We start from the raw sequence: 22,227 nt of genomic DNA, 5'->3' as shown, positions 1-22,227 counted from the left end.
TTTCTACGAGGCGATAAATTCGTTCCACTTCTGCACCAAGTAGGTGTTTTCTTCCATGGTCGAGTTCCAGCAGACGATGTTGCCAAAGCGCTCGTCGAAGGAACCGCCGTCGCGGCTGACGCCGGCTTTGGCCAGGGTCTTGCCGAAGGGGTCAACGATGTCTTCAGCGGCGGGTTTACCTTCGTACCAAAAATCCCATTCGGAGGTGGACATAAACTTGCGGGCGGTCTCGGGGGCGGCGCTGTAATAGCCTTGGCGTCCGAGGAACGCGCCCACCCAGCCGTCGAGCATCCAGTTGATGTACTCGTAGGCGGCATCGAGGTTAACACCCTCCAAGTTCTTGGAGAGGCCAATGCCACCGCCCCAGCCTCGATAGCCTTCCTTGAGGGGAGCGTAGATGCACTCAGTGCCCTGGGACTGCACCGCCGTCACCGCTGGCGACCACATGGATTGCAGCACGACTTCCCCAGAGCTCATCAGGTTGACTGACTCGTCAAAAGTCTTCCAAAAAGCGCGGAACTGGCCATTGGCTTTTTGCTCTTTGAGAATCTCGATGATTTGGTCAATTTCGGCCTTGGTCATGTTGCCTTTGTCCGCAAAGGTCATGAGGCCAAGCGACTCGGCCACCATGGCCGCATCCATAATGCCAATCTGCGGAATGTCGAGGATGGAGGTTTTGCCCTTAAATTCTTCGTTGAACAGCTCGCCCCAGCTCTCAATGGTGCGACCAACTAGGTCGGGGCGGTAGCCCAGAGTGTCGGCGTTGTATTGGAAGGGAATGAGAGTGGCATAGTCAGTGGGGGTGTCAGAAAACTCTTTGGAGTCGGCGCCCGTGAGGTACTGCACCTTGAAGGGAGCGGTACCTTGAGATTTTTCGACCGGCATACCCTTGAACTCGCCGGTTCTGAAGAAGGAGACAATCTTGTCGTAGTTGGTGATGCGCTTGATGTCGATGGGCTGAAGGTTACCCGAGGGCACCACCAGAGGCAGGCTGAAGTACTCACCATCGAAAATGTCGTATTGGCCGGGCTGGGTAATAGCGATCTGGTTGTTTTCTTCGGTGCTGAGGGCGCGCATGTCGAACTTAAAGCCCAGATCTTCTTGGGCTTTGTCGCGGATGTCGTTGATTTGCGACACGCCCGTGCCAATTAGCCGCAGGGTTACATCCTTGCTTTGGTTGGTGTTGACCTGGGGGCCAGAAGCCGGGTTATTGGGGGTACCTGAGGGGGCGGCGCAGCGGGTGGCGGTGAGGAAAGCCCCAGCGGCGAGGCCGGTGCGAATCACTTGGCGGCGAGAAAACTTACCCATGGTTAGCAATTCAGTAACAACGAATGGTTGAGAAAGCGTGGGAGGAGAACGCTGGAGGTGTCTAGCTCAAAGCTAGTGGGGCAGAAAAACGCAGTCGGCGGCGGCCCAGTCGAGTACGACCACCTGCCCTTCAATAAAGGTGGTGGTGAGCCAGTCAGGGGTGCGGGCTTTGTACAGCACTTCTACACCGCTGCGCTCGAGCACTAGGGAAACGCGGGTGACGTAGCCAGTGAACTCTACGGCGGTAATGCGGGCGGTGAGGCGGTTGGTGGCCGGGCCGCAGACTGACGTTTCGGCGTCGGCGAGGGATTTGATCTGCATCAGGTCGGCGCGGATGCAGCAGGCGGCTTCGGTTCCTACCTGGGCGTAGTCGCCGAGGCACAGCAGGGTGCCCAGGGAGGGAATGTCGAGCTGAATCAGCTGGCCGTCGGTGTCTTGCACGGCGCTGGTGACGGTGCCGGGGAAGATGTTGTTGTCGCCGGTAAAGCGGGCCACAAACTTGGACAGAGGCTTAGAGAAGATCTCGGCGGGGGTGCCGACCTGATCGACGCGGCCGTGATCCATGACCACAATCTGGTCGGAGAGGGAGTAGGCCTCGTCTTGGTTGTGGGTGACCTGAATGAAGGTCATGCCGAACTGGCGCTGAAGCTTGCGCAGCTCGCCGCGAGTTTTCACCCGCAGCGATTCGTCGAGGGCACTGAGGGGCTCGTCGAGCATGAGCACCTGGGGGCGAGTGACTAAGGCGCGAGCGAGGGCGACCCGCTGCTGCTGACCACCGCTGAGCTGGGCGGGTTTGCGATCGCTAAACCCACTCAACCCCACCACCTCCAGCATTTCGCCGACGCGGTGCTGCCGCTCGGCTTTGGTCATGCCGCCCATTTTGAGACCAAAATCGACGTTGTCCCACACGGTTTTGTGGGGGAACAGCGCGTAGTTTTGAAACATCATGGCGGTGTTGCGCTGAGTGGCGGGAATGTCGTTGATGCGCGTTTCACCGATATAGATGTCGCCCTCAGAAATATCTTCGTGGCCCGCGATCATGCGCATGGTGGTGGTTTTGCCACAGCCGCTAGGGCCTAGCAAGCAGGTATATGAACCGGCGGAAATATCAAGAGTAATGTTTTGAACCGCTGCAAACGAGCCGTATTTCTTGGTCACATCTCGTAGGGAAACACCCTTAGCGTCTGCCTGAAGGACCTCAGGCACTGCCTCAACGGTAAGCACAGGTTCAATTTGAATGTCTTGCATAGTGGGGCCGTGATTTGGAGCGGGAGGGAGCGAAAAAACAGCGCGGTAAAAGTCAATTCACCTCATGGTCAGCCAGACCCACTTATAAAATTCTCTCCAGTTGTGTACTGTATGCAGGGATACAATTCTGCTAGGAGAACAGCGGGACAGGAGGTAGTTTTGAGCTAATGTCATATCCCTAAAGGAGGGTTTGTGGCCAAATTATAGGACTAGTAGCGCTGGATTTTTGTGAAGTCTGCTGAGCTGACTTCTGGGCGATACAAATCTTTAACCAATGTCTAAGGAAATATAACAAAGCTCTCCCAGATTGCTTCTAGTCTTCAACAATTAAGACATCGGAAAACGCCTCGTAGGTATTGATCCCTGGCCCGGAACGTCGAGATTCTGGGTGAGTTTTGTGCGTTTAGATTACTTAATTAAATCCGCTTAAATTTCCTCGCAGATACTTTTTAATACCCCATAGAGAAGAGAGAAGTTTGAATGATTAACCTAACGCCGGAGGATGTGCGGCTGAAGGCCACTGCCCACAGCAAAAAAGACGCGATTCGGCAGGTGGGAGAGCTGTTGGTTAACCGTGCTCGCATTCAGCCGGGCTACGTGGACAGCATGCAGATGCGGGAGACCCAAGCCAACACCTACCTGGGTAACAGCATCGCCATTCCCCACGGACAGCCCGCTCAGCGCGACCTGATTGTGACGACAGGCATTGCGGTGCTGCAAATTCCCGCCGGGGTGGAGTGGAACCCCGGCGAGGTAGTGCGTTTGGTAGTGGGTATTGCGGCGAAGTCGGATGAGCACCTGCAGATTCTCACCAACCTGACCCACGTGCTAGATGACCCGGCGGCGGTGCAGGCGTTGGTAGATACGGAGGACGCCCAGGTAATTTGCGATCGCCTCACCGGTAAGTCATCCTCCAGCAGCAAAGGGCTCGACACTGAAGGCTTTGACCAGTTTTTTGATGTCACCATTGATGCGCCGACGGGTCTGCATGCTCGGCCCGCCACCGTGTTTGCGGATTTGGCGAAATCCTTTAGTGCCGAGGTGCGGGTGCGCTACGGCGACCAGGTGGCCAACGGCAAAAGCCTGATGTCGCTGCTGAAACTGGGGGTTGAGCGAGATGGCATGGTGCGGGTGTTGGCTAAGGGCAGTGATGCCACTCAAGCGCTGAACGCTTTGCAGCAGGCGGTGGAAGACGGGCTGGAGGAAGAAGAGGAAGTAGCGGCCAGTCCGGCTTTGAAGCTACCGGCGTTGGAGCTAGAAAGTCGTGCTCTGTCTGGGGTGGCGGCGTCGCCAGGGCTGGCGATCGCGCCCTTGCACCGTTTCCACCGTACCAAGCTAGAGTTTGCCGAAACCGCTAGTGACCCAATCTCAGAGCAGGATCGGCTGAGGGATGCGATTGCCCTCGCCGACATTGATCTTACCGACCTCTACGCCGCCATCAAAGAGCGATCGGGCAAGGCTAAGGCCGCGATCTTTCAGGCCCACCGGGAGTTTTTGGCTGACCCCGAGCTTCAGCAGGAGGCACTGAACCGAATTCCGCCCAACCACAGCGCGCCCTGGGCTTGGCAGCAGGTAATCGAAACCAAGGCAAAAGAATTAGAGGCGTTAGCCGATCCGGTCTTGTCGGGTCGGGCAGCAGATGTGCGGGATGTGGGACAGCGGGTGCTGGCGCGGCTGGTGGGCGGTGGTGAGGCTGGATCAGCTCTGCCGGATCATCCTGTAATTTTGATTGCTGATGACCTGACGCCTTCAGATACTGCCGGGCTGGATCCGGAGAGAATTCAAGGATTCTGCACGGCGGCGGGCGGGGCGACCAGCCACACAGCGATTATTGCGCGATCGCTCAACATTCCTGCGGTGGCTGGGGCAGGTAATGGAGTGATGGAGTTGCGGGAGGGTGCGATTGCTATCCTCGATGGCGACCAGGGCCAGCTTTACCCCAACCCGACCGAAGGAGATTTGGAGAAGGCACGGCAGGCTCAGGCAGAACGCGCCCAACTGCGCGATGTGGAGCAGCAAACCCGGTTCCAGCCTGCTATCACCACCGATGGCCACCGCATTGAGGTGGTCGCCAATATCGGCGGACCAGCGGAAGCCGCCCCGGCTGTGAATGCCGGGGGCGAAGGGGTGGGGCTACTGCGGACGGAATTTCTGTTTCTCAACCGCACCGCGCCCCCCAGCGAAGAGGAGCAGTATGATGCGCTGCGCCAGATGACCGAAGCCCTCAACGGCCTGCCGCTGATCGTGCGCACGCTGGATATTGGCGGTGACAAGCATGTGCCCTACCTGAACCAGCCCGCTGAAGAGAATCCCTTCCTCGGTATTCGCGGCGTGCGGCTGTGCCTGGAGCGCACCGATCTGTTTGAGACTCAGCTGCGGGCAATTCTGCGGGCGGCTCGTGGCGGCTACATCCGCATCATGTTCCCCATGATTGCCACGCTGGAAGACATTCGCGCCGCTAAGACGGTGCTGGAGTCAGTGCGAGCGGCGATCGATGGGCCGCCCGTAGAAATCGGCATGATGGTCGAGGTGCCCAGCGCCGTGCTGATGGCGGCGGAATTTGCCCAGGAAGTCGACTTCTTCTCGGTGGGTACCAACGACCTGACCCAGTACCTCCTGGCGATGGATCGGGGTCATCCCACCCTGGCCAAGCAGGCCGACGCTCTGCATCCTGCCGTGCTGCGGGCAATTTGTCAGACCGTGCAGGGGGCCAAGTTGGCTGGTAAATGGGTCGGTGTCTGCGGTGGTTTAGCCGGAGAGCCCCAGGGGGCAATGATTCTCGCCGGGCTGGGGGTGAAAGAGCTGAGCATGGATATCCCCAGCATCCCGAAAGTCAAAGCACGGCTGCGGGGAGCGTCGATGAAGCAGATGAAGCGGCTAGCTCAAAAAGCGATCGCCTGTCGCACCGCTGAGGAGGTGAGGGCGCTATGACCCACCCCCCCAAAGCGCAACGGATTGCGACAGTGACGCTCAACCCAGCGATCGACCAGACCGTCTCGATTCCAAACTTTCGGGCCGATGCGGTAAACCGGGTCAATTGGAAGCAGGACGATGCCGGCGGCAAAGGCGTGAACGTAGCTTCCTTTTTGGCCGAGGCGGGTCATAGGGTCAGCGTCACGGGCTTTTTGGGTCGGGAGAATGATGCCCTATTCAAAACACTTTTTCACCAAAAGGATATTGACGACCACTTTGTCTATTTGCCCGGCGAAACTCGCGTCAACATCAAAATTGTGGACGATGCCCAGGGACAAGTCACCGACATCAACTACCTTGGCCAGTCGCCCACCCACCAGGATGTCGATGGTTTAAGAAAAGCAGTCCATGCTTTGGCCGAGAGCTGCGACTGGTTTGTCTTTTCGGGCAGCGTGCCAGCGGGGTTATCTACCGATATCTATGACGAGCTGGTCGGCCCCCTCAAGGCTCAGGGCAAAACCGTGATTCTTGATACCAGCGGCGACGCGCTGCGCTTTGGCCTGCCCGCCAAGCCCGACCTAATCAAGCCTAACCGGGTGGAACTGGAGGAGGTGCTGAACACCCGTCTGGAGAGCCACGCTGAGATTGTCGCCGCCGCTCGTGAGCTGATTAGCTCCGGCATTCCCTACGTGGTGGTGTCGATGGGGAGTGAAGGGGCGTTGTTTATCGATCGCACCCAGGCCTTTCACGCTCAGCCCCCGGCGGTTGAGATCAAAAGCACCGTCGGTGCGGGCGATGCCATGGTAGCGGGTACGGTGGCGGGATTGCTGGGTGGCGAACCGCTGCGAGACTGCGCCACCCTGGCCACGGCCTTTTCCATGGGAGCGCTGGGTCAAATCGGCCCGCGGCTGCCGCCCATGGAAAACATCCAGGCGATGCGAAAACTTGTCACCGTGCAGGAGGTGAGGTGCTCTCGGTAGGGTGCATTCGCGGCTAGATCCCCTAGGGATCCACCAGCAACCTCGAAGCCGCAATGCACCAATGCACACCATCCTTGGAATGCTGATGGCTGGTGGCACGGTCTCCAAACGGTGCGTTGCTTCGCGAATGCACCCTACTAAAAAAGCTTTTGAATCAGGTATTCACAGACCAGTAGGAAACCTATGACAAAAATTGTTGCCGTTACCGCTAGCACCGCTGGCGAGGCCCATACCCAGATGGCGGCAGAGGCCCTCAAGCGCACCGCTCAAGCAATGGGCCACGAGATTGTGACCGAGGCCCAGGGTGGCGCTGTCGTCACGGCCCTCGGCCCCGATGACATTCAGCAAGCCGATGTGGTGATTGTGGGGGCCGATGGAGCGGTGGAGCGCGATCGCTTCGCTGGCAAACCCGTCTACGCCGTCTCCACCAGCGAAGCCATTCGCAACACCGAAATGGTGGTCCAGAGCGCTGTGGCCCTAGTGGGGCAGATTCCCAGCCTGGGGGCGATTAGGACCACGCCCCACCCCCACGACCCGCTGCCAGGGGAATTGCCCACGGTTGACAGGGAAGTCGAGACGGGAGCCGTAGCCACCCCAGTAGCCGCCCCGGCCAGCAAATTCTTCGTGGGCATTACCTCCTGCCCCACGGGCATCGCTCACACCTTTATGGCCGCCGAAGCTCTGAAACAGGGAGCCCTCAAGCTGGGCCACGACATTAAGGTTGAAACCCAGGGTTCCGTTGGGTCGCAAAATGCCCTCACCGATGACGAAATCGCCCGTGCTGAGGCGGTGATTATTGCCGCTGATACCCACGTCGATCTATCGCGCTTTGGCGGTAAGCGTCTGTACGAAACCTCGACTAAAGCGGCGATTCACAATGGGGCAAACGTCGTAACCGCAGCGATGGATGCGCCGGTGGCTGGCGGCGGTGGCCATGGCGGCTCGGGCAGCTATGTGGATGAGGTGAACCGGGCTAAGGCCGAGCGTTCCGAAAGCCGCTCTGGCCCCTACAAGCACCTGCTGACGGGGGTGAGCTACATGCTGCCGGTGATTGTAGCCGGCGGCTTGATCATCGCCCTGTCCTTTGTGTTTGGGATTGATCCTGCTGAAGGCACCTTTGGCGATGCGCTGATGCAGATTGGCGGCGGCGCCGCCTTTTCGCTAATTGTGCCGGTGCTGTCGGGCTTTATTGCCTTTTCCATTGCTGATCGCCCCGGTATTGCCCCTGGCCTGATCGGCGGTATGCTGGCCGCCAACCTGGGTATGGGTTTTCTCGGCGGCATTCTCTCGGGCTTTCTCGCCGGTTACGTCGCCAAGTTTGTGCGCGACAAGGTGAACCTGCCCGCTAACTTCGAGGGGCTCAAGCCGGTGTTGGTGATCCCTCTGCTGGCGACGCTGGTGGTGGGGCTGCTGCTGGTCTACGTCTTTGGTGGCCCGGTGCGGTTCATCATGGAGGGTATGACTACCTACCTCGAAGGGCTAACCGGCACTAACGCTTTGCTGCTAGGCCTAATTCTAGGCGCGATGATGGCGGTAGATATGGGCGGTCCGGTAAACAAAGCCGCCTACACCTTTGCGGTGGGCCTACTAGCTAGCAACCTTTACGCGCCGATGGCCGCAGTGATGGCCGCCGGAATGACCCCGCCCCTGGGCTTGGCTCTGGCCACCTTTGTCTCTAAAAAGCACTTCAACCAGGCGGAGCAGGAGGCCGGAAAAGTGGCCTCGGTGTTGGGTATTTCCTTTATTACTGAAGGGGCTATTCCCTTTGCGGCCAACGATCCGCTGCGGATTTTGCCCGCCTGCGTTGCCGGGTCGGCGGTGACTGGAGCCCTGTCGATGGTCTTTGGCTGCACCCTGCGGGCCCCCCACGGCGGTATTTTTGTGCTGGCAATACCCAACGCAGTGGAGCATGTGGGGCTGTATATTGTGGCGATCGCCGCCGGCACCTTGGTCACTGCCCTAGCGACTGTGCAGCTCAAGCACTTCTTCCCCCGCAAAAAAGTGGCGGTGGTTGAGGCTTAGACTACAGCCCAATCAAAATGGATGCCAGGGAATCGACGCAGCAACCACCCGTCGATTCCCTGGCTCTTGCTGTAGCCCATAAATCTAGTCATGCTTTGTTAAGAAGATAAGCAAAAGCAGAGCGGGCGGGATGAAACTTTTTGAAATAGAGATGATGCAGTTCTTTCTATAGACTTTTATTGATGATAAAAAATATCATTTAGCCAAACTCAATAAGGAATAGGGGCTGGCGATGAGCATCACCAATCACATTCACTTCCACAATGTGCGAGGAGATATCTTTGGCGGCGTCACCGCTGCGGTGATTGCCCTACCCCTGGCCCTGGCCTTCGGGGTGGCTTCGGGGGCAGGGGCGGCCTCGGGGCTCTACGGAGCCGTGATTGTGGGCTTCTTTGCGGCGCTATTTGGGGGCACGCCGACGCTAATTTCAGAGCCCACTGGGCCAGTGACCGTGGTATTTACCGCTGTCATTGCCCAGCTAATGGCCGCTGACCCCGAAAACGGCATGGCTATGGCCTTTACCGTAGTGATACTGGCCGGGGCGTTCCAAATTCTGTTTGGTTTTCTCAAGCTAGGCCGCTACATCACGATCATGCCCTACACCGTCATCTCTGGCTTTATGTCGGGGATTGGCATTCTTCTCATTATTTTGCAACTAGGGCCGTTGTTGGGCCATGCCACCCCCAAGGGCGGCGTGATTACTACCTTGGCTAGCCTGCCTACGATGGTGAGCGCCCTCAACCCGGCGGAGGTGGCGCTGGGGGTATTTGCCCTGGCGGTGCTGTTTCTGATGCCCAAGCGGTCTAAGCGCTGGGTGCCACCTCAACTATTGGTCCTGGTCGGTGGCACGCTGCTAGCTCTGGTGCTATTTCCCAATGCTGGGCTGCGGCTGATTGGCGAACTTCCTACCGCGCTGCCGAGCCTGCGGTGGCCTACCGTTCAGCCCAGTCAGGTGCAAACCATTTTGGTGAATGGTCTGGCGCTCGGCATGCTGGGCTGTATCGACACCCTGTTGACAGCCATGATTGCCGACAGCATTACCCGTACCCAGCATGACTCCAACAAAGAGCTGATGGGCCAGGGCATTGGCAACATGGTGTCGGGCTTTTTAGGTGGCATGCCTGGGGCTGGGGCCACCATGGGCACTGTGGTGAACATTCAAGCTGGGGGCAAAACGGCGCTGTCGGGCCTAGTGCGCGCGGGCATTTTGCTGGTGGTAGTGCTGTGGGCCGCGCCCTTGACCAAAATGATTCCATTGGTGGTGCTGGCGGCGATCGCAGTAAAAGTTGGCTTCGACATTTTGGACTGGAGCTTTCTAAAGCGAGCCCACCGGGTCTCGTGGAAAGGGACGGCCATTATGTATGGCGTGATGTTTCTCACGGTATTTGTAGATTTGATTGTGGCGGTGGGGGTAGGTGTGTTCATCGCCAATATTCTCACCATCGATCGCCTCAGCAAGCTTCAGTCTGATGTGAGGACTATCACTGACTTTGACGATGACCTGGCCATGACCCCTGAAGAGCAGGAGCTGATGGACCAGGCTAAGGGAAGAATTCTAGTGTTTCACCTCAGCGGCCCAATGATTTTTGGCGTGGCGCGGGCCATTTCCCATGAGCAGATGGCCATGGCCAACCACGATGTGCTCATTCTCGACTTACAAGATGTGCCTCACCTAGGGGTGACGGCGGCTTTGGCCCTGGAAAGCGCCATTCAGAATGCTCAATACGCTGGACGGTCAGTATTTCTAGTGGGGGCGCAAGGCAAAACTCTGAGCCGATTGCAAAAACTCGGGGCGCTCCAAGCCGTGCCCGCCGCTCACCGAGTTGACACTCGCACTGAAGCACTCAAATTATCCCTGGCGCTGCTGGGTGCGATCGACAGGGGAGAATTTGTGCCGACCCGGACGGTGATGCCTTCGTAGTAACGTACCTAAGCGCTGCATGGCTGGAACTGCACTTTGAGCAACGGATCTAGAAGCTAGAAGTTTTTTTACTTCGCTAAAGGTATTGCCATACCTCTAGTTTGAATATTTGGTTGCTTTTAAAGTGGCGCTGGGGTCGTGGATCGTCACGCTTTTTTATTATTCGAATCAAGGTTTGCTTAGGGCTCAAATGCTTTGCACACAACGCTTTTCAATGAGTTCAAAGCGTCTAAAAGCGGCTGATCCCCGGTTGATCTCTCTCTGTGGAGTTACCTTACCCCTATCTTTGGGGAGATCAGATTTAGGGCCTGGGCTGACTATTATGCATACATAACTTCATTGGGAGAACGCCACTATGGCTAATACTGAAAACGATCAAAAGACTCAAGCTCCTGAGTCCAGCGATGGGTATAACACCCCCATTGATGAAAGCCAGCGTCATACCGGCATGTACGAAGCCACCGATGCAGGGGAAAATGCCAAGCCCGAAAGCGGCACCAGCGCGACTGGTCCAGAGGGTGCGCCCAACCAGGGTACTGAAAAGCGCTAAAGCTGAGCCTTTGAGGCTTGATCCTGGCTAAAGCGCCGGGGGCGATCGCAGCTAGCGCGATCGCCCCCTTTTACGTTTTGAGGGATAGGATAGGCGGCTGAGCTAAGCTGAGCTTAGGTCTGCTGAGAACTGTGAATCTACTGACTCGTTGGTCTGCCCTCTGGCGCAAGCTATATTTGCCTACACCCGCACCGCAGGTGCTGTGTGATTTGTGCGATCGCTACACCGAACCCCAGCGATCTTACCATACCCTGCAACACTTAAGCGAATGCCTGGACTGGTGCGATCGGGCTGGCAATTTGGTCCAAGATCCAGCAGCGGTAGAGCTTGCTCTCTGGTTCCACGACGCCGTCTACGATACGCGTAGGGCCGACAACGAAGCGCGAAGTGCTGATCTTGCAACGCAGGCGATCGATAGCGTAGGCGGTGGAGATTTGCTCCAACGATCCATTCATGACTTGGTTCTGGCCACAAAACACGATGCTGTACCAAGCACAGTAGACACGGGCTTCGTTGTGGATATTGACCTGGCTATTTTGGGGGCGAAGGTGGATCGCTTTGCGCAGTACGAGGTTCAAATTCGGCAGGAGTACGCCTGGGTGCCTGAGCATTTATTTTGTCAAAAGCGGACTGAGATTCTCCAGAGTTTGCTGAATCGACCTTCGATCTTCACCACTGATTTTTTTCGGGAACGGTTAGAACACCAGGCTCAGCGCAACCTGCATCGGTCGTTAGCTGTTTTGAGGAAAGGCTCCGGCTAATTTTTGGGGTTGTCCGATCCCAGGATTCATTGGCTACGCAATGCACTTGTTGATGCGTGAGTTATTCAGCTATGGATGTTTTGATCAATATAGATGTTAACGATCTGGCCGCTGCAGAAAAATTTTATGGCTATACCTTTGGTCTAAAGCCCAGTCGCCGCTTGGGGAACACTATCGTTGAGCTAGTGGGCGGACCATCGAGCATTTTTCTGCTGCAAAAAGAAGCGGGTTCTCAGACGTCGCCGCAGACCACTGAACGGCGCCAATTTGATCGCCACTGGACCCCCGTGCATTTAGATTTTGTTGTAGAGAACATCGAGGCGATAACAAACCGAGCCGTTGAAGCAGGAGCAGTGCAGGAGTCGCCCATTCAGCAAAATGCCTGGGGAAAAATTGCGCTCATGGCCGATCCCTTTGGCAATGGCTTTTGCATTATTCAGTTTGAGGGGCAGGGGTACGACGCGATTTGCGATCGCTGCCCCGACTAAACCTTCAACGTTAATTAACTCTGCAAAGAGATTAGTATATCTGAACTATTATGGTGACTTGCTCCCGCAGAACTCTGAGGTTTTCCTATGGCAACCGATAACCCAAGCATTCTGTCCCACATTTCTCTAGGCACCAACGATTTTGAAAAGGCCGTGGCCTTTTACGATCGCGTCTTGCCTACCCTGGGCTGCAAGCGAATTATGGAGCACCCTGGGGCGATCGCTTACGGCAAGATCTATCCTGAGTTTTGGGTTGGGGTACCCCACGACAACCAGACCGCCACCGTGGGCAACGGCACCCACATCGGGTTCGTTGCCCCCACAAAAGAAGTGGTGCATGCTTTCTACGAAGCGGCGATCGCCGCTGGAGCCCAAGACGATGGCCCCCCTGGCCCCCGCCCTGACTACGGCGAGCCCTACTACGGCTGCTTTGTGCGCGATCCCGACGGCCACAAGATTGAAGCCTCTTACTGGGATCTAGCGCTGATTGAAGAACTCTATGGAGTGCCTGCCCCGAGTTGAGGAGGGGGTAGATGGGTAGATGGGCGAAGCGTTGGCAGAACCTAACCTATTCACCACTCTAATAAAGCAAGTCGAATGGAGTTTTAGGACGACCGCTCAGTCAAACTCAGATCTGCGGTGAGCCAGTCGATAAACTGCCGTGCTGTACGGCCCGATCGCCCGTTGTGGCGGGTGGCCCACTGGAGGGCGCGGGCGGTGAGGTCTTCCTGGGTGAGAGAAATGTTGGCCTGCTGGGCCAGGTGATAGACGATGGCTAGATAGGTGGGCTGGTCGGCGGGTTCAAAAGTGAGGGTGAGGCCAAAGCGATCGCTAAAGGAGAGCTTTTCTTGCATCGTATCCCACGACTGCACTTCGTCTTGGTCCTTGGGGCGGGGGCGATCGCTAAAGAATTCGCGCACCAGGTGGCGACGGTTGGAGGTGGCATAGACCACCACATTGGCAGGGCGGGCGGTGGTACTGCCCTCCAGCACTACCTTGAGCGCCTTAAACGTGTCGTCGTCGTCCTCAAAGGAGAGGTCATCGACGAAAATGATGAATTTTTGGGGACGCGATCGCACCTCGCCCACAATTTGCGGCAGGGCTTGCAAATCGGCCTTGGCCACCTCCACTAGTCGCAGCCCTTGGTCAGCGTACTCATTCACCAGGGCTTTAACCAAGGATGACTTGCCCACGCCGCGACTGCCGTAGAGCAGCACGTTGAGTGCTGGGTAGCCCTTCAGCAGCGCCAGGGTGTTCTGCACTAGCTGCTGTCGCGGGTGGTCGTAGGCGGTGAGGTTTCCTAGGCGAATAGAGTCGGGGTTGGCAATGCCGCAGAGCTGACCTTGGTGCCAGGTAAAGGCGCGGTACTGGGCCAGCAACCCTGCGCCGTGGCGGCGATAATGACTGGCTAAGAGTTCTACGGCGTCGGCCCAGGAAGCGTCTGGGGAGAGCGTCAGCGACGGTGGAATGGTCTCATCTATGGCCCAGGCTACGGGGGCTTGGGGAATTTGAGCGATCGCCTGTACCCACCCCGCCATGGTGTCGCCGCCGAGCTGATAAAGCGCCTGAAGGGTGCTCAAATCGCGGCGGGCGGCTTCCACCAAAGCGGTGGGCAGTTGGGCAAAATCGGTGCGCTGGGATTGTAGCGTAAAGGGATTTTCGGCGTAGGCAATTTGCCGCAGCAGGTAGCTGCTCCAACTGGCCTCGCTGGTGGCCAGCGCTTGAAACCAAGCGCTGTAGGTGCGCAGGCTGAGGGCCGCATCTCCTGATTCTAGAGCCGTTAGCAGCGCCAGAAAGGTAGCTCCCACGGGGGGATCAAACACCGAGCGGTAAAGCAGTAGCCCATCGATAAGCTGGCTGTATTGCTGCACCTTACTCTGAACGGTGGCTAACTCTGGGGTGCGATCGCGCATTCTAACCGTGCTTTGCGTAGATGATTTTCCTGGAAAAGTTCACCTGACGAAGAACTCTAAACTCCAGCTCTCCTCAGGATATGGCTTTCGGACAGGTTGCGCGAGGCCAAAGCGGCTTGTCATACCGGCGTAACGGCGCCAGATGCTCTAATTCTCTCTTCTAACAAAGTCGGGCTTAGCTTGGCCTATGTCCCAATCTCAGCTTTCATGCGCTCTAAGGTCTGATGCATTTGCTGAAACATCATGTCAGGGGTCATGCCAAACTGGCCTAGCTGCGTCTTGAGCTGTTCGACCGTCATTTGGGCCTGAAAGTCTTCGGAAAGCTCAAAGCGCTTCATGAAGATGTGGTAGCGCTCCATCATGGCTTCCATCTGGGCAATGTACATCTTCTTGCCCTCGCGATCGAACTTGCCGTAGCCACTCCCTAGCTGCACCAGCGACTGATAGTCCTGAAACAGCTGCATAGCTTCTTGCTGAACAATCTCTGAGTCAAAAAATCCCATGGTTCTACGCTTAGCCCTAGCGTGAGCAACTTGCGACACACTCGCGGGCAACCGAATGTATCTCTATTTATAAAGCCTAAGGTTTAGCTCAACCCCCGGCCAAGGGTAGATAACCCTACTTGAAGTGTTCCAGCTGACATTGCGTTAGCCGGGCAACCTAAGACATCGGCTGGTATCTAAATGGGATCAGAAGCACTCTAATCAAACTGACGCCCCTTATCCCTATTCGCAGTTTCGCCACCGTTAACTCAATGGGCTGAGCCTACGTCTCTCAATGGGAGGTTTTTTTAGACGAAATACTCTGAAACTCTAAGATTTTGCCGCTGGGCGCTAGAATCTAATAGCTGATTGGCAACCACAGAATTCACGCCACCAGCGCGCTGTACGTTCGAGAGAAACTCCATGTCACAAGGTCAAGGATTTGGGTTTGGGTTAGGCAAGATGAAGGAACTCACCGAGGCCTTCAAAAAAGCCCAGCAGATTCAAGAAGGGGCCAAGCAGCTGCAAGAAGAGCTGGAACAAATGGAGATCCAAGGAGAATCGGGCGGTGGCCTGGTCAAGGTCACCATGAGCGGTAACCAGGAGCCCAAGGGCGTCACCATTGCCCCCGAAGCTCTCAACGAAGGGGCTGAGGTGCTCTCTGACCTGGTGGCCACCGCCATGAAAGACGCCTACGAAAAATCGACGGCCACCATGCGCGATCGCATGGAGGTGCTCACCGGCGGCCTCAACCTACCCGGTCTGTAAGGCTCGGTTGCCAGTGCTATGACAACGCGCCTTTTATTCGTGTGCCTGGGCAACATCTGTAGGTCGCCCTCGGCAGAAAACATTATGAATCACCTGATTGAGCAGCGACAGCTGGGCGATCGGGTGGTGTGTGACTCGGCGGGCACCGCTAGCTACCACGTGGGCAGTGCCCCCGATCGCCGCATGGCCCAGGCTGCTAAAGCCTACGGCATTGATCTGGTGGGGCGCGCTCGCCAGTTTGGCATCGTTGACTTTGACCGCTTTGACTACATTTTGGCGATGGATCGCCAAAATTATCGCGATATATTGGCCCTCGACCCCGCTGGCCAATATCGCGATCGAGTGCGACTGATGTGTGATTTTTGCCGCACTCACCCCGACAAAGACGTTCCTGACCCCTACTATGGTGGCCCTGAAGGGTTTACCTACGTCATTGATCTCCTGCTAGATGCCTGCGAAGGGTTGCTTGACCACATTTCAGCACATCCTGTGGCTATTCCCCGTTAGCGGCTTCTCTACGCACCGTGACCTGCAAAGGCCCTGCCATGCTTTCTTTTATGAAAACCGCGCGCCCCTGGCGGCGGCTTTGGCTGTCTTGGACTCTAGGGCTTTTAGGGGCACTGGCGACGGCCTTGCCGAGCGCTGCTGCCGAAAACCTGATTGTTACCTTCGGCATTTTGCAGCGTTCCATTCCGATCGCTGATCTAGAACGGTTTGCGACTACAGGCGAGCTTACTCCTCAGCTGCAAGCCTATCGACGACAGCTCCAGATATCGGATGAGCAGCTCGGCCAAATTCGAGAGGTGTTGAGTACCCCAGCAGGGCTGAGCCCAGTGGCGGTGGCCCAGTTTCTCTACACCGAGCAGGGAGTGCTGCTGCTGGAGCAGATTGGTCGGGTGGTGCAAACCCCCGTGCGCCAAGCCAATGTGCAGGCCCTGCGCGGGGCGCTGATCTTGGCTGCCGCGGATCCTGAGGGCGGCTTTACTCTGGTCAACGTGCTCAAAACCTACCCCACTGAGGCGATGCGCATTGACCTGATCGAGGGGCTGGCGATCGCCCAGGAGATCAACCAGACGATTTTGCAGTCGGAGGCGGCCTTTAATCAGGTGCAGGCGATCGCCAGCGCTGAAGCTGCTGCTAACCCAGTCGATGCCAACGCGCTGCTGCAACTGGTGCAGAGCGAGCGTCAGTACAGCGTCGATCGCATTCAGGTGGTGGTGCCGGGGTTGCCCAGCCCGGTGCAGCTCTACCTACCCAAGGTGTTGCCGGGACGACAGGGAGTGCCGGCAACAGGGTTTCCCCTAGTGGTGATCTCCCACGGGCTAGGGGGCACCCTCAACAGCTACAGCTACCTGGCGGAGTATCTAGCCACCGGGGGTATTGCAGTAGCGACCCTGGAGCACCCCGGCAGCAACGATCAGCAGCTTTACGCCCTGCTGGCGGGGCGATCGGACGCGGTGGTGCAGGACGAAGAGTTTTTGCGTCGGCCTCGGGATGTGTCGCTGACCCTCAACACGTTGGATCGGCTCAACCAGAGCCCTTCCCCTATTCGTAGGCGGCTCGATCTGGAGCGGGTTGGTGTCATTGGTCAGTCCTTTGGGGGCTATACGGCCCTGGCGCTGAGCGGGGCAAACTTTGATGAAGCGGGGCTGGCGACGGCCTGCCCCCCCAGCACGCTGTCGTTCAATCCGTCGCTGCTGTTGCAGTGTCAGGCGGCGCGGCTGGGCAACCCGGGCAACGGTCTGAGCGATCCCCGCGTCAAGTCGGTGTTTGTCATGAACCCCATTGGCAGTGCCCTGTTTGGGCCGACTGGCTACGGCCAGATCCAGGTGCCCGTCATGGTGGTGGCGGGCACGGCCGACACGGTGGCACCCGCCTTTCCAGAACAGATTGAGCCGTTTACCTGGCTGACTGCCCGCGATCGCTACCTGCTGCTGATCAACCGAGGCACCCATTTCTCAACGATTGGGGATATCGCCCAGAGCGATCAGCCACTTACGATTCCGCCTGAGCTCGTTGGGCTAAACCCTGAGCAGGTGTGGTCCTACATGCAGGTGCTGGGATTGGCCTACTTCAAGCTCACCCTAGAGGGCGATCAGCGTTTTCAGCCCGCTCTAACCCCAGCCTTTGCAGCGACTCTCGGCGGTGAGCCTTACCTGCTGAGCCTGCTGGCCACCCTCACCCCCGAGAGCCTGCGAAATTTACCCGATCGCAATCCTGAACCGGCGAGCGACTCCCCAAACCCGATGCCAGACCAGCCTTTGACCCCTCTTCCCCAGACCGGGGGCCCCTAAGCTAAAACCGTCCCCTGTCCTGTTATGCTCTCAGAGGTGGTATGCGTTCTGGTGCTGCAACGGCTGCAATTATTGGTTGGCGAGAGTGGATAGCCCTGCCAACGCTGGGGGTTCAGGTCATCAAAGCCAAGGTTGATACCGGAGCGCGATCATCTGCTCTCCATGCTTTTGCTGTGGAGCGCTTTGAGCGGACAGGCAGGGCTATGGTGCGCTTTAATGCCCACCCAATCCAGCGCAATGACGATTATATTGTTACCGCCGAGGCCGCTCTGCTAGAGGAACGCATGGTGCGTAACTCAGGAGGGCAGGAGGAACTGCGCCCGGTGATTGAAACCCTGGTGCAGGTGGGCGGCGCGGTATGGGCCATTGAGCTAACGCTGACCAACCGAGATGAGATGGGCTTTCGCATGCTGCTGGGTCGCCAGGCGGTGCGCCGTCGCTACTTGGTGGATCCGGGGCGATCGTACCTGCAACCCCTGCCCGAACAGATCAATTTGCCGATATCTACCCCTAAGCACAACCCCCAAGGATGACTCCTAGAAGCGCCATGAAAATTGCGATCTTATCCAGGGACGCCACCCTCTACTCGACTCGACGGCTGAAGCAGGCGGGGGAAGAACGTGGCCACGAAATGCAGGTGATTGACCACCTGCGCTGCTACATGAACATCACCTCCCACCAGCCCAAGGTGATGTACCAAAGCCAACCCCTAATCGATATTGATGCGGTGATTCCTCGCATCGGAGCGTCGAACACGTTCTACGGCACGGCAGTGGTGCGCCAGTTTGAAATTATGGGGGTGTTTACGGCCAACACCTCCATGGCGATTTCCAGGTCGCGCGACAAGCTCAGGTCGCTGCAAATCATGGCCCGTCGAGGCATCGGCCTGCCAGTGACCGGCTTTGCCCACTCCACCAAAGATATCGATGGCCTGGTCGATATTGTTGGCGGTGCCCCCCTGGTGATCAAGCTGCTGGAGGGCACCCAGGGTATTGGCGTGGTGCTGGCTGAAACCCAACAGGCGGCCAAGTCTGTGATTGAGGCCTTTCGTGGCCTCGACGCCAACATTCTGGTGCAGGAATTCATCAAAGAGGCGGGCGGCATGGATATTCGCTGCTTTGTGGTCGGCGACAAGGTGGTAGCCGCCATGAAGCGCCAGGGGGCACCGGGGGAGTTTCGTTCTAACCTGCACCGAGGTGGGTCGGCCAGCCGCGTGCGTCTCACCCCCGAAGAACGCAGCACCGCTATTCGCGCTGCTAAGGCCATGGGCCTGCGAGTGGCGGGGGTAGATCTACTGCGCTCTAACCATGGCCCTGTAGTGATGGAGGTCAACTCGTCGCCCGGCCTCGAAGGAATCGAAAAGGCTACCGACATGGATGTGGCGGGCAAGATTATTGACTTTGTGGTCAAAAACGCCGCGCCCAACGTGCCCAACGTGCCCAAGAAGGATAAGGAGCGCGACGGCATCAAATACTAGAGGGCCGGAGAGCAAGGTTTAAGGTGTAATACCAAATTCAATTTGGTAAACCCTGATTCATGATCAGGAACCCGTAGGGGCGTAGCATGCTACGCCCCCACAAATCGAGGTATTCATTCAGGATTTGGTGTAAAGCCATTCCCTAATCCCTGTACCCTCAGCCCTATACCTCGTATGCCCTGCGCCGAATCGTCACAGTCAAATGGGCCAAAGTGTCACAGCTTCGCCACCCACCCGCCATTGCTGCGCCATACTATAACTCTATTGTTGTAAACATGCGACACATAAACGAGGTAACAGCAATGGAGAAGGATGGTTCTGAGCGTTCTGAGCGGGGTTCTGGGCGCAGTGTGCGGCCTACCGTTAAGTCGTTAGCCCTGGTGATGTTGGGGGCAGGAATCGCCACTGCCGGTGGCCAGGCTATCAGTGCCCTGGTGCAGCCTTCGAATAATAGCCAGCCGACCACGACTGACGTCTTTTGGGACAATGGCTTCTGGAACGGCGATCGGGATTCGGCCGCCCCTGAGGCGGAAGCTCAAGAGAGCCAGCCCCAGGGCAGCGTTGCTCAGAATGGTCTGGCGATCGCGCCCTCAGTGTCCAGCCCTAACGTCATCGCCGACATTGTGCGCCAGGTAGAACCCTCGGTTGTTCGCATTAACGCGACCCGCACGGTGCAAACCAACCTGCCGCCGATGTTCCAAGACCCGTTCTTCCGGCAGTTTTTTGGCAACATGCAGGTGCCCCAAGGAGAGCAGGTGCAGCGGGGCGTGGGCTCTGGTTTTATTACCTCCGCTGACGGGCAAATTATCACCAACGCCCACGTGGTAGCTGGGGCCGACGAAGTAGAGGTCACCCTAACGGACGGTCGTAGCTTTACTGGCGAGGTGCTGGGGGCCGACCAGGTGACCGACGTCGCCGTGATCAAAATTGATGCCAACGACTTGCCCACCGTGGCCATCAGCGACTCGGATCAGCTGCAGACGGGCGAGTGGGCGATCGCCATTGGCAACCCATTAGGCCTCGACAGCACGGTCACTGCTGGGATCATCAGCGCTACTGGTCGTTCTAGTCGCGAGGTGGGCGTGCCCGATAAGCGGGTTGAGTTTATTCAAACTGATGCCGCCATTAACCCCGGTAACTCTGGGGGTCCCTTGCTTAACCTCAACGGTGAGGTGATTGGCGTCAACACCGCCATCATTCAGGGGGCGCAGGGGATTGGTTTTGCCATTCCCATCAACACCGTGCAGCGGATCAGCGCCCAGCTGATTGAAACTGGCCGGGTGGAGCATGCCTACCTCGGCATTCAAATGGCGAATCTGTCGCCTGAGGTGAAGGAAAATATCAACAATAGCCCCGACCGGCCTTTTACCGTAGAGGAAGAGGAAGGTGTGCTGATTGTGCAGGTGATGCGCAACTCCCCAGCAGCCCAAGGTGGTCTGCGTCCAGGTGACGTAATCGTGGCCGTTGAGGGCCAGCCCGTCAAGGAAAGTGCCGCCGTTCAGCAGGCTGTGGAGGGCTCGACCGTCGGCCAGGATCTAGCCCTGACCCTGCGACGTGACGGCCGCGAGCAGACCATTACGGTTCGTCCTGGCAACGTACCGACTCGCTAATGCATCTACCGGGTTCCCCTCGCTACGATGGAACCGATGCATCAAGGCGTGGCCTCGGCCGCGCCTTTTTTGTTGGGCTGTTTTGGTGGGGATTAGACTAGGGGGCTGGGTTGCTGGGTAATGGAATATTGATAGCTCGTTGTCTCGCGATCGCCCCAGCTTGGCCTGTGAAGCAACATTGACCCATGATAGATATTGAGCAGGAATCCTCTGGTAGGGGCATTGCAGTGCAATGCCCCTACCAGAGGATTCCTGTCCTAATTTGATGGACATTTGCAATAGCACAGATAGCGCAGGGGAATTTCACTATGGGTCAACCACATGCCAGCGCTAAAGAGAGGCCCTTTGGCCTGCTAATGTTTACCCGCTACCCAGAGCCCGGACGCACCAAAACTCGCCTGATTCCACACCTGGGACCAGAGGGGGCGGCAACGCTCCAGCGCCAAATGACTGAGCATGTGCTAGCTCAAGTGACCGCTGCCGCCCAGCATTTGCCCCTGACGGTGGAGGTTCATTTCGCTGGGGGCAGTCTGGCGCAAATGCAGGGCTGGCTGGGCAATGCCGTCGCCTATTGCGCCCAAAGCTCGGGTTCCCTAGGCGATCGCCTGATCGCTGCTTTTAGCCAAAGCTTTGATCTGGGCCGCCCTGGGGCGATCGCCATTGGCAGCGACTGCCCCGCTCTGGGCACCGATCACCTCGCCGCCGCGCTCCAGGCACTAGAGCGGGTTGATGTAGCGATCGGCCCTGCTACCGACGGCGGCTACTATCTAATTGGGCTGCGGCAGCTGGAGATGGCTCTATTCAAAGACATCGACTGGGGCACCGACCGGGTATTGGAGCAAACTCTGGCGATCGCCAAGGCCCAAGGGCTCACCATTGAGCTGCTAACCCCCCTCACCGATATTGACTATCCTGCCGACCTCCCCCAGTGGGAGCGCATCGTCAGCGGGGGCGTCTAGAGAATGCTGTTTTGGGCTACTCCCCATTGTTTTTGTTCAGGGGAGCGGCGAGGCCAGGTTTGAGCAACATTCTCCAGATGGCGTTGTAGGGATGCACTTGGGGTTTTGGTTGATTTTGGTTGACCAGCGATCGCCCCTCATTGGCCCATTTAAAGATGGATCCCGCTAGGTTATAGACCTCGGTGTAGCCCAGCCCTTGCAGTTGCTCCACTAGCCGAGCCGAGCGATAGCCCACTGAACAGTAGGCCACAATAGGGCGATCGCGGTCTAACCCCAAAGCCAGAGCCGCATCCAGACTGGCGACGCGGTGGGCTTCCGGCAAGTGACTAACGGCAAACTCGTCGTCTCCGCGCACATCGAGCAGAATAGGGGAAGGTGCTCTGCCCTGGCTTAACCATTCGGCCAGCTGTTGAGTCGTTAGAGTTGGCACTCCCGGAAACGCCCGCTGTACCCAGCGGCTTACGACCCACCAGGCCAAGGCTTGCGCTAAGGTCCGCAGTGGCACCGTCGGGGCTGGCATTGAGAACATAAGG

20 protein-coding genes are annotated in these 22,227 nt (G+C 57.6%); 15 read left to right on the top strand and 5 right to left on the bottom strand.

The genetic code is table 11. The annotated features are described in order from the left end of the window. Positions 1–3: 3 nt before the first annotated feature. Positions 4–1,308 carry an ABC transporter substrate-binding protein gene (locus NC979_RS24640; protein ID WP_190517958.1) on the bottom strand — a complete coding sequence of 435 codons (1,305 nt, stop codon included), beginning with the start codon at positions 1,306–1,308 and terminating at the stop codon, positions 4–6. A 72-nt stretch (positions 1,309–1,380) separates the two neighbouring features. Beyond that, entirely contained in the window at positions 1,381–2,556 is a 1,176-nt protein-coding gene (locus NC979_RS24635) for an ABC transporter ATP-binding protein (protein WP_190517956.1), read from the bottom strand. 480 nt (positions 2,557–3,036) lie between these two features. Between NC979_RS24635 and ptsP the strand changes: the two genes are divergently transcribed. The 8 genes from ptsP (at position 3,037) to NC979_RS24595 (ending at position 12,713) form a co-directional block, all read left to right on the top strand. Further along, on the top strand, positions 3,037–5,487 hold the full coding sequence (ptsP, locus tag NC979_RS24630) for a phosphoenolpyruvate--protein phosphotransferase (RefSeq protein ID WP_190517954.1): 2,451 nt from the start codon (positions 3,037–3,039) through the stop codon (positions 5,485–5,487). Then, positions 5,484–6,449 (top strand): 1-phosphofructokinase, encoded by a 966-nt coding sequence (gene pfkB, locus NC979_RS24625; protein ID WP_190517952.1) that lies wholly within the window; start codon positions 5,484–5,486, stop codon positions 6,447–6,449. The genes ptsP and pfkB overlap by 4 nt, the downstream gene beginning before the upstream one ends. A gap of 183 nt (positions 6,450–6,632) precedes the next feature. Beyond that, positions 6,633–8,471, top strand: coding sequence for a PTS fructose-like transporter subunit IIB (locus NC979_RS24620; protein ID WP_190517949.1), 1,839 nt, complete (start codon positions 6,633–6,635; stop codon positions 8,469–8,471). Between the two features lie 232 nt (positions 8,472–8,703). Further along, positions 8,704–10,392, top strand: coding sequence for a bicarbonate transporter BicA (gene bicA, locus NC979_RS24615; RefSeq protein ID WP_190517947.1), 1,689 nt, complete (start codon positions 8,704–8,706; stop codon positions 10,390–10,392). Between the two features lie 355 nt (positions 10,393–10,747). After that, on the top strand, positions 10,748–10,942 hold the full coding sequence (locus NC979_RS24610) for a hypothetical protein (RefSeq protein WP_190517944.1): 195 nt from the start codon (positions 10,748–10,750) through the stop codon (positions 10,940–10,942). A gap of 131 nt (positions 10,943–11,073) precedes the next feature. Continuing rightward, a complete protein-coding gene (locus NC979_RS24605; protein WP_190517943.1) occupies positions 11,074–11,703 on the top strand; it encodes an HD domain-containing protein in 630 nt (209 codons plus the stop codon). Between the two features lie 71 nt (positions 11,704–11,774). Next, complete coding sequence (locus NC979_RS24600) at positions 11,775–12,191, top strand: VOC family protein (protein ID WP_190517940.1); 417 nt, start codon at positions 11,775–11,777, stop codon at positions 12,189–12,191. Between the two features lie 87 nt (positions 12,192–12,278). Next, on the top strand, positions 12,279–12,713 hold the full coding sequence (locus NC979_RS24595) for a VOC family protein (protein WP_190517938.1): 435 nt from the start codon (positions 12,279–12,281) through the stop codon (positions 12,711–12,713). A gap of 83 nt (positions 12,714–12,796) precedes the next feature. Here the strand turns inward: NC979_RS24595 and NC979_RS24590 are convergent, their stop codons facing one another. Together NC979_RS24590 and NC979_RS24585 are read right to left on the bottom strand one after the other, a co-directional pair. Next, positions 12,797–14,104, bottom strand: a complete 1,308-nt coding sequence (locus tag NC979_RS24590) for an ATP-binding protein (RefSeq protein ID WP_190517936.1) — start codon at positions 14,102–14,104, stop codon at positions 12,797–12,799. A gap of 185 nt (positions 14,105–14,289) precedes the next feature. After that, a complete protein-coding gene (locus NC979_RS24585) occupies positions 14,290–14,607 on the bottom strand; it encodes a DUF1825 family protein (RefSeq protein WP_190517934.1) in 318 nt (105 codons plus the stop codon). Between the two features lie 402 nt (positions 14,608–15,009). Here NC979_RS24585 and NC979_RS24580 point away from each other — a divergent pair, with 402 nt between their 5' ends. The 7 genes from NC979_RS24580 to NC979_RS24550 all read left to right on the top strand — a co-directional run bounded on the left by NC979_RS24580 (position 15,010) and on the right by NC979_RS24550 (position 21,694). Next, a complete protein-coding gene (locus NC979_RS24580) occupies positions 15,010–15,354 on the top strand; it encodes a YbaB/EbfC family nucleoid-associated protein (RefSeq protein ID WP_073611026.1) in 345 nt (114 codons plus the stop codon). An 18-nt stretch (positions 15,355–15,372) separates the two neighbouring features. Then, entirely contained in the window at positions 15,373–15,861 is a 489-nt protein-coding gene (locus NC979_RS24575) for a low molecular weight protein-tyrosine-phosphatase (RefSeq protein ID WP_190517932.1), read from the top strand. 38 nt (positions 15,862–15,899) lie between these two features. Further along, positions 15,900–17,648: an alpha/beta hydrolase gene (locus tag NC979_RS24570; RefSeq protein WP_348253815.1), complete on the top strand. Its 1,749-nt coding sequence runs from the start codon at positions 15,900–15,902 to the stop codon at positions 17,646–17,648. A gap of 41 nt (positions 17,649–17,689) precedes the next feature. Continuing rightward, positions 17,690–18,181, top strand: coding sequence for an ATP-dependent zinc protease family protein (locus tag NC979_RS24565; protein ID WP_190517928.1), 492 nt, complete (start codon positions 17,690–17,692; stop codon positions 18,179–18,181). A gap of 14 nt (positions 18,182–18,195) precedes the next feature. Then, positions 18,196–19,125: a 30S ribosomal protein S6--L-glutamate ligase gene (rimK, locus tag NC979_RS24560; RefSeq protein ID WP_190517925.1), complete on the top strand. Its 930-nt coding sequence runs from the start codon at positions 18,196–18,198 to the stop codon at positions 19,123–19,125. Positions 19,126–19,427: 302 nt separating this feature from the next. Then, positions 19,428–20,735, top strand: coding sequence for an HhoA/HhoB/HtrA family serine endopeptidase (locus tag NC979_RS24555; protein ID WP_242023964.1), 1,308 nt, complete (start codon positions 19,428–19,430; stop codon positions 20,733–20,735). A gap of 308 nt (positions 20,736–21,043) precedes the next feature. Beyond that, entirely contained in the window at positions 21,044–21,694 is a 651-nt protein-coding gene (locus NC979_RS24550; protein WP_190517924.1) for a TIGR04282 family arsenosugar biosynthesis glycosyltransferase, read from the top strand. A 16-nt stretch (positions 21,695–21,710) separates the two neighbouring features. Here NC979_RS24550 and NC979_RS24545 read toward each other — a convergent pair whose 3' ends face one another. Beyond that, on the bottom strand, positions 21,711–22,223 hold the full coding sequence (locus NC979_RS24545) for a rhodanese-like domain-containing protein (RefSeq protein WP_199308785.1): 513 nt from the start codon (positions 22,221–22,223) through the stop codon (positions 21,711–21,713). Positions 22,224–22,227: the final 4 nt, after the last annotated feature.

Source organism: Leptolyngbya subtilissima AS-A7, assembly GCF_039962255.1.
In the GTDB taxonomy this organism is placed as follows: Bacteria; Cyanobacteriota; Cyanobacteriia; order Phormidesmidales; family Phormidesmidaceae; genus Nodosilinea.
The sequence above is the reverse complement of the archived record's forward strand: the minus strand, read 5'-3'. Positions and strand labels throughout refer to the sequence as shown.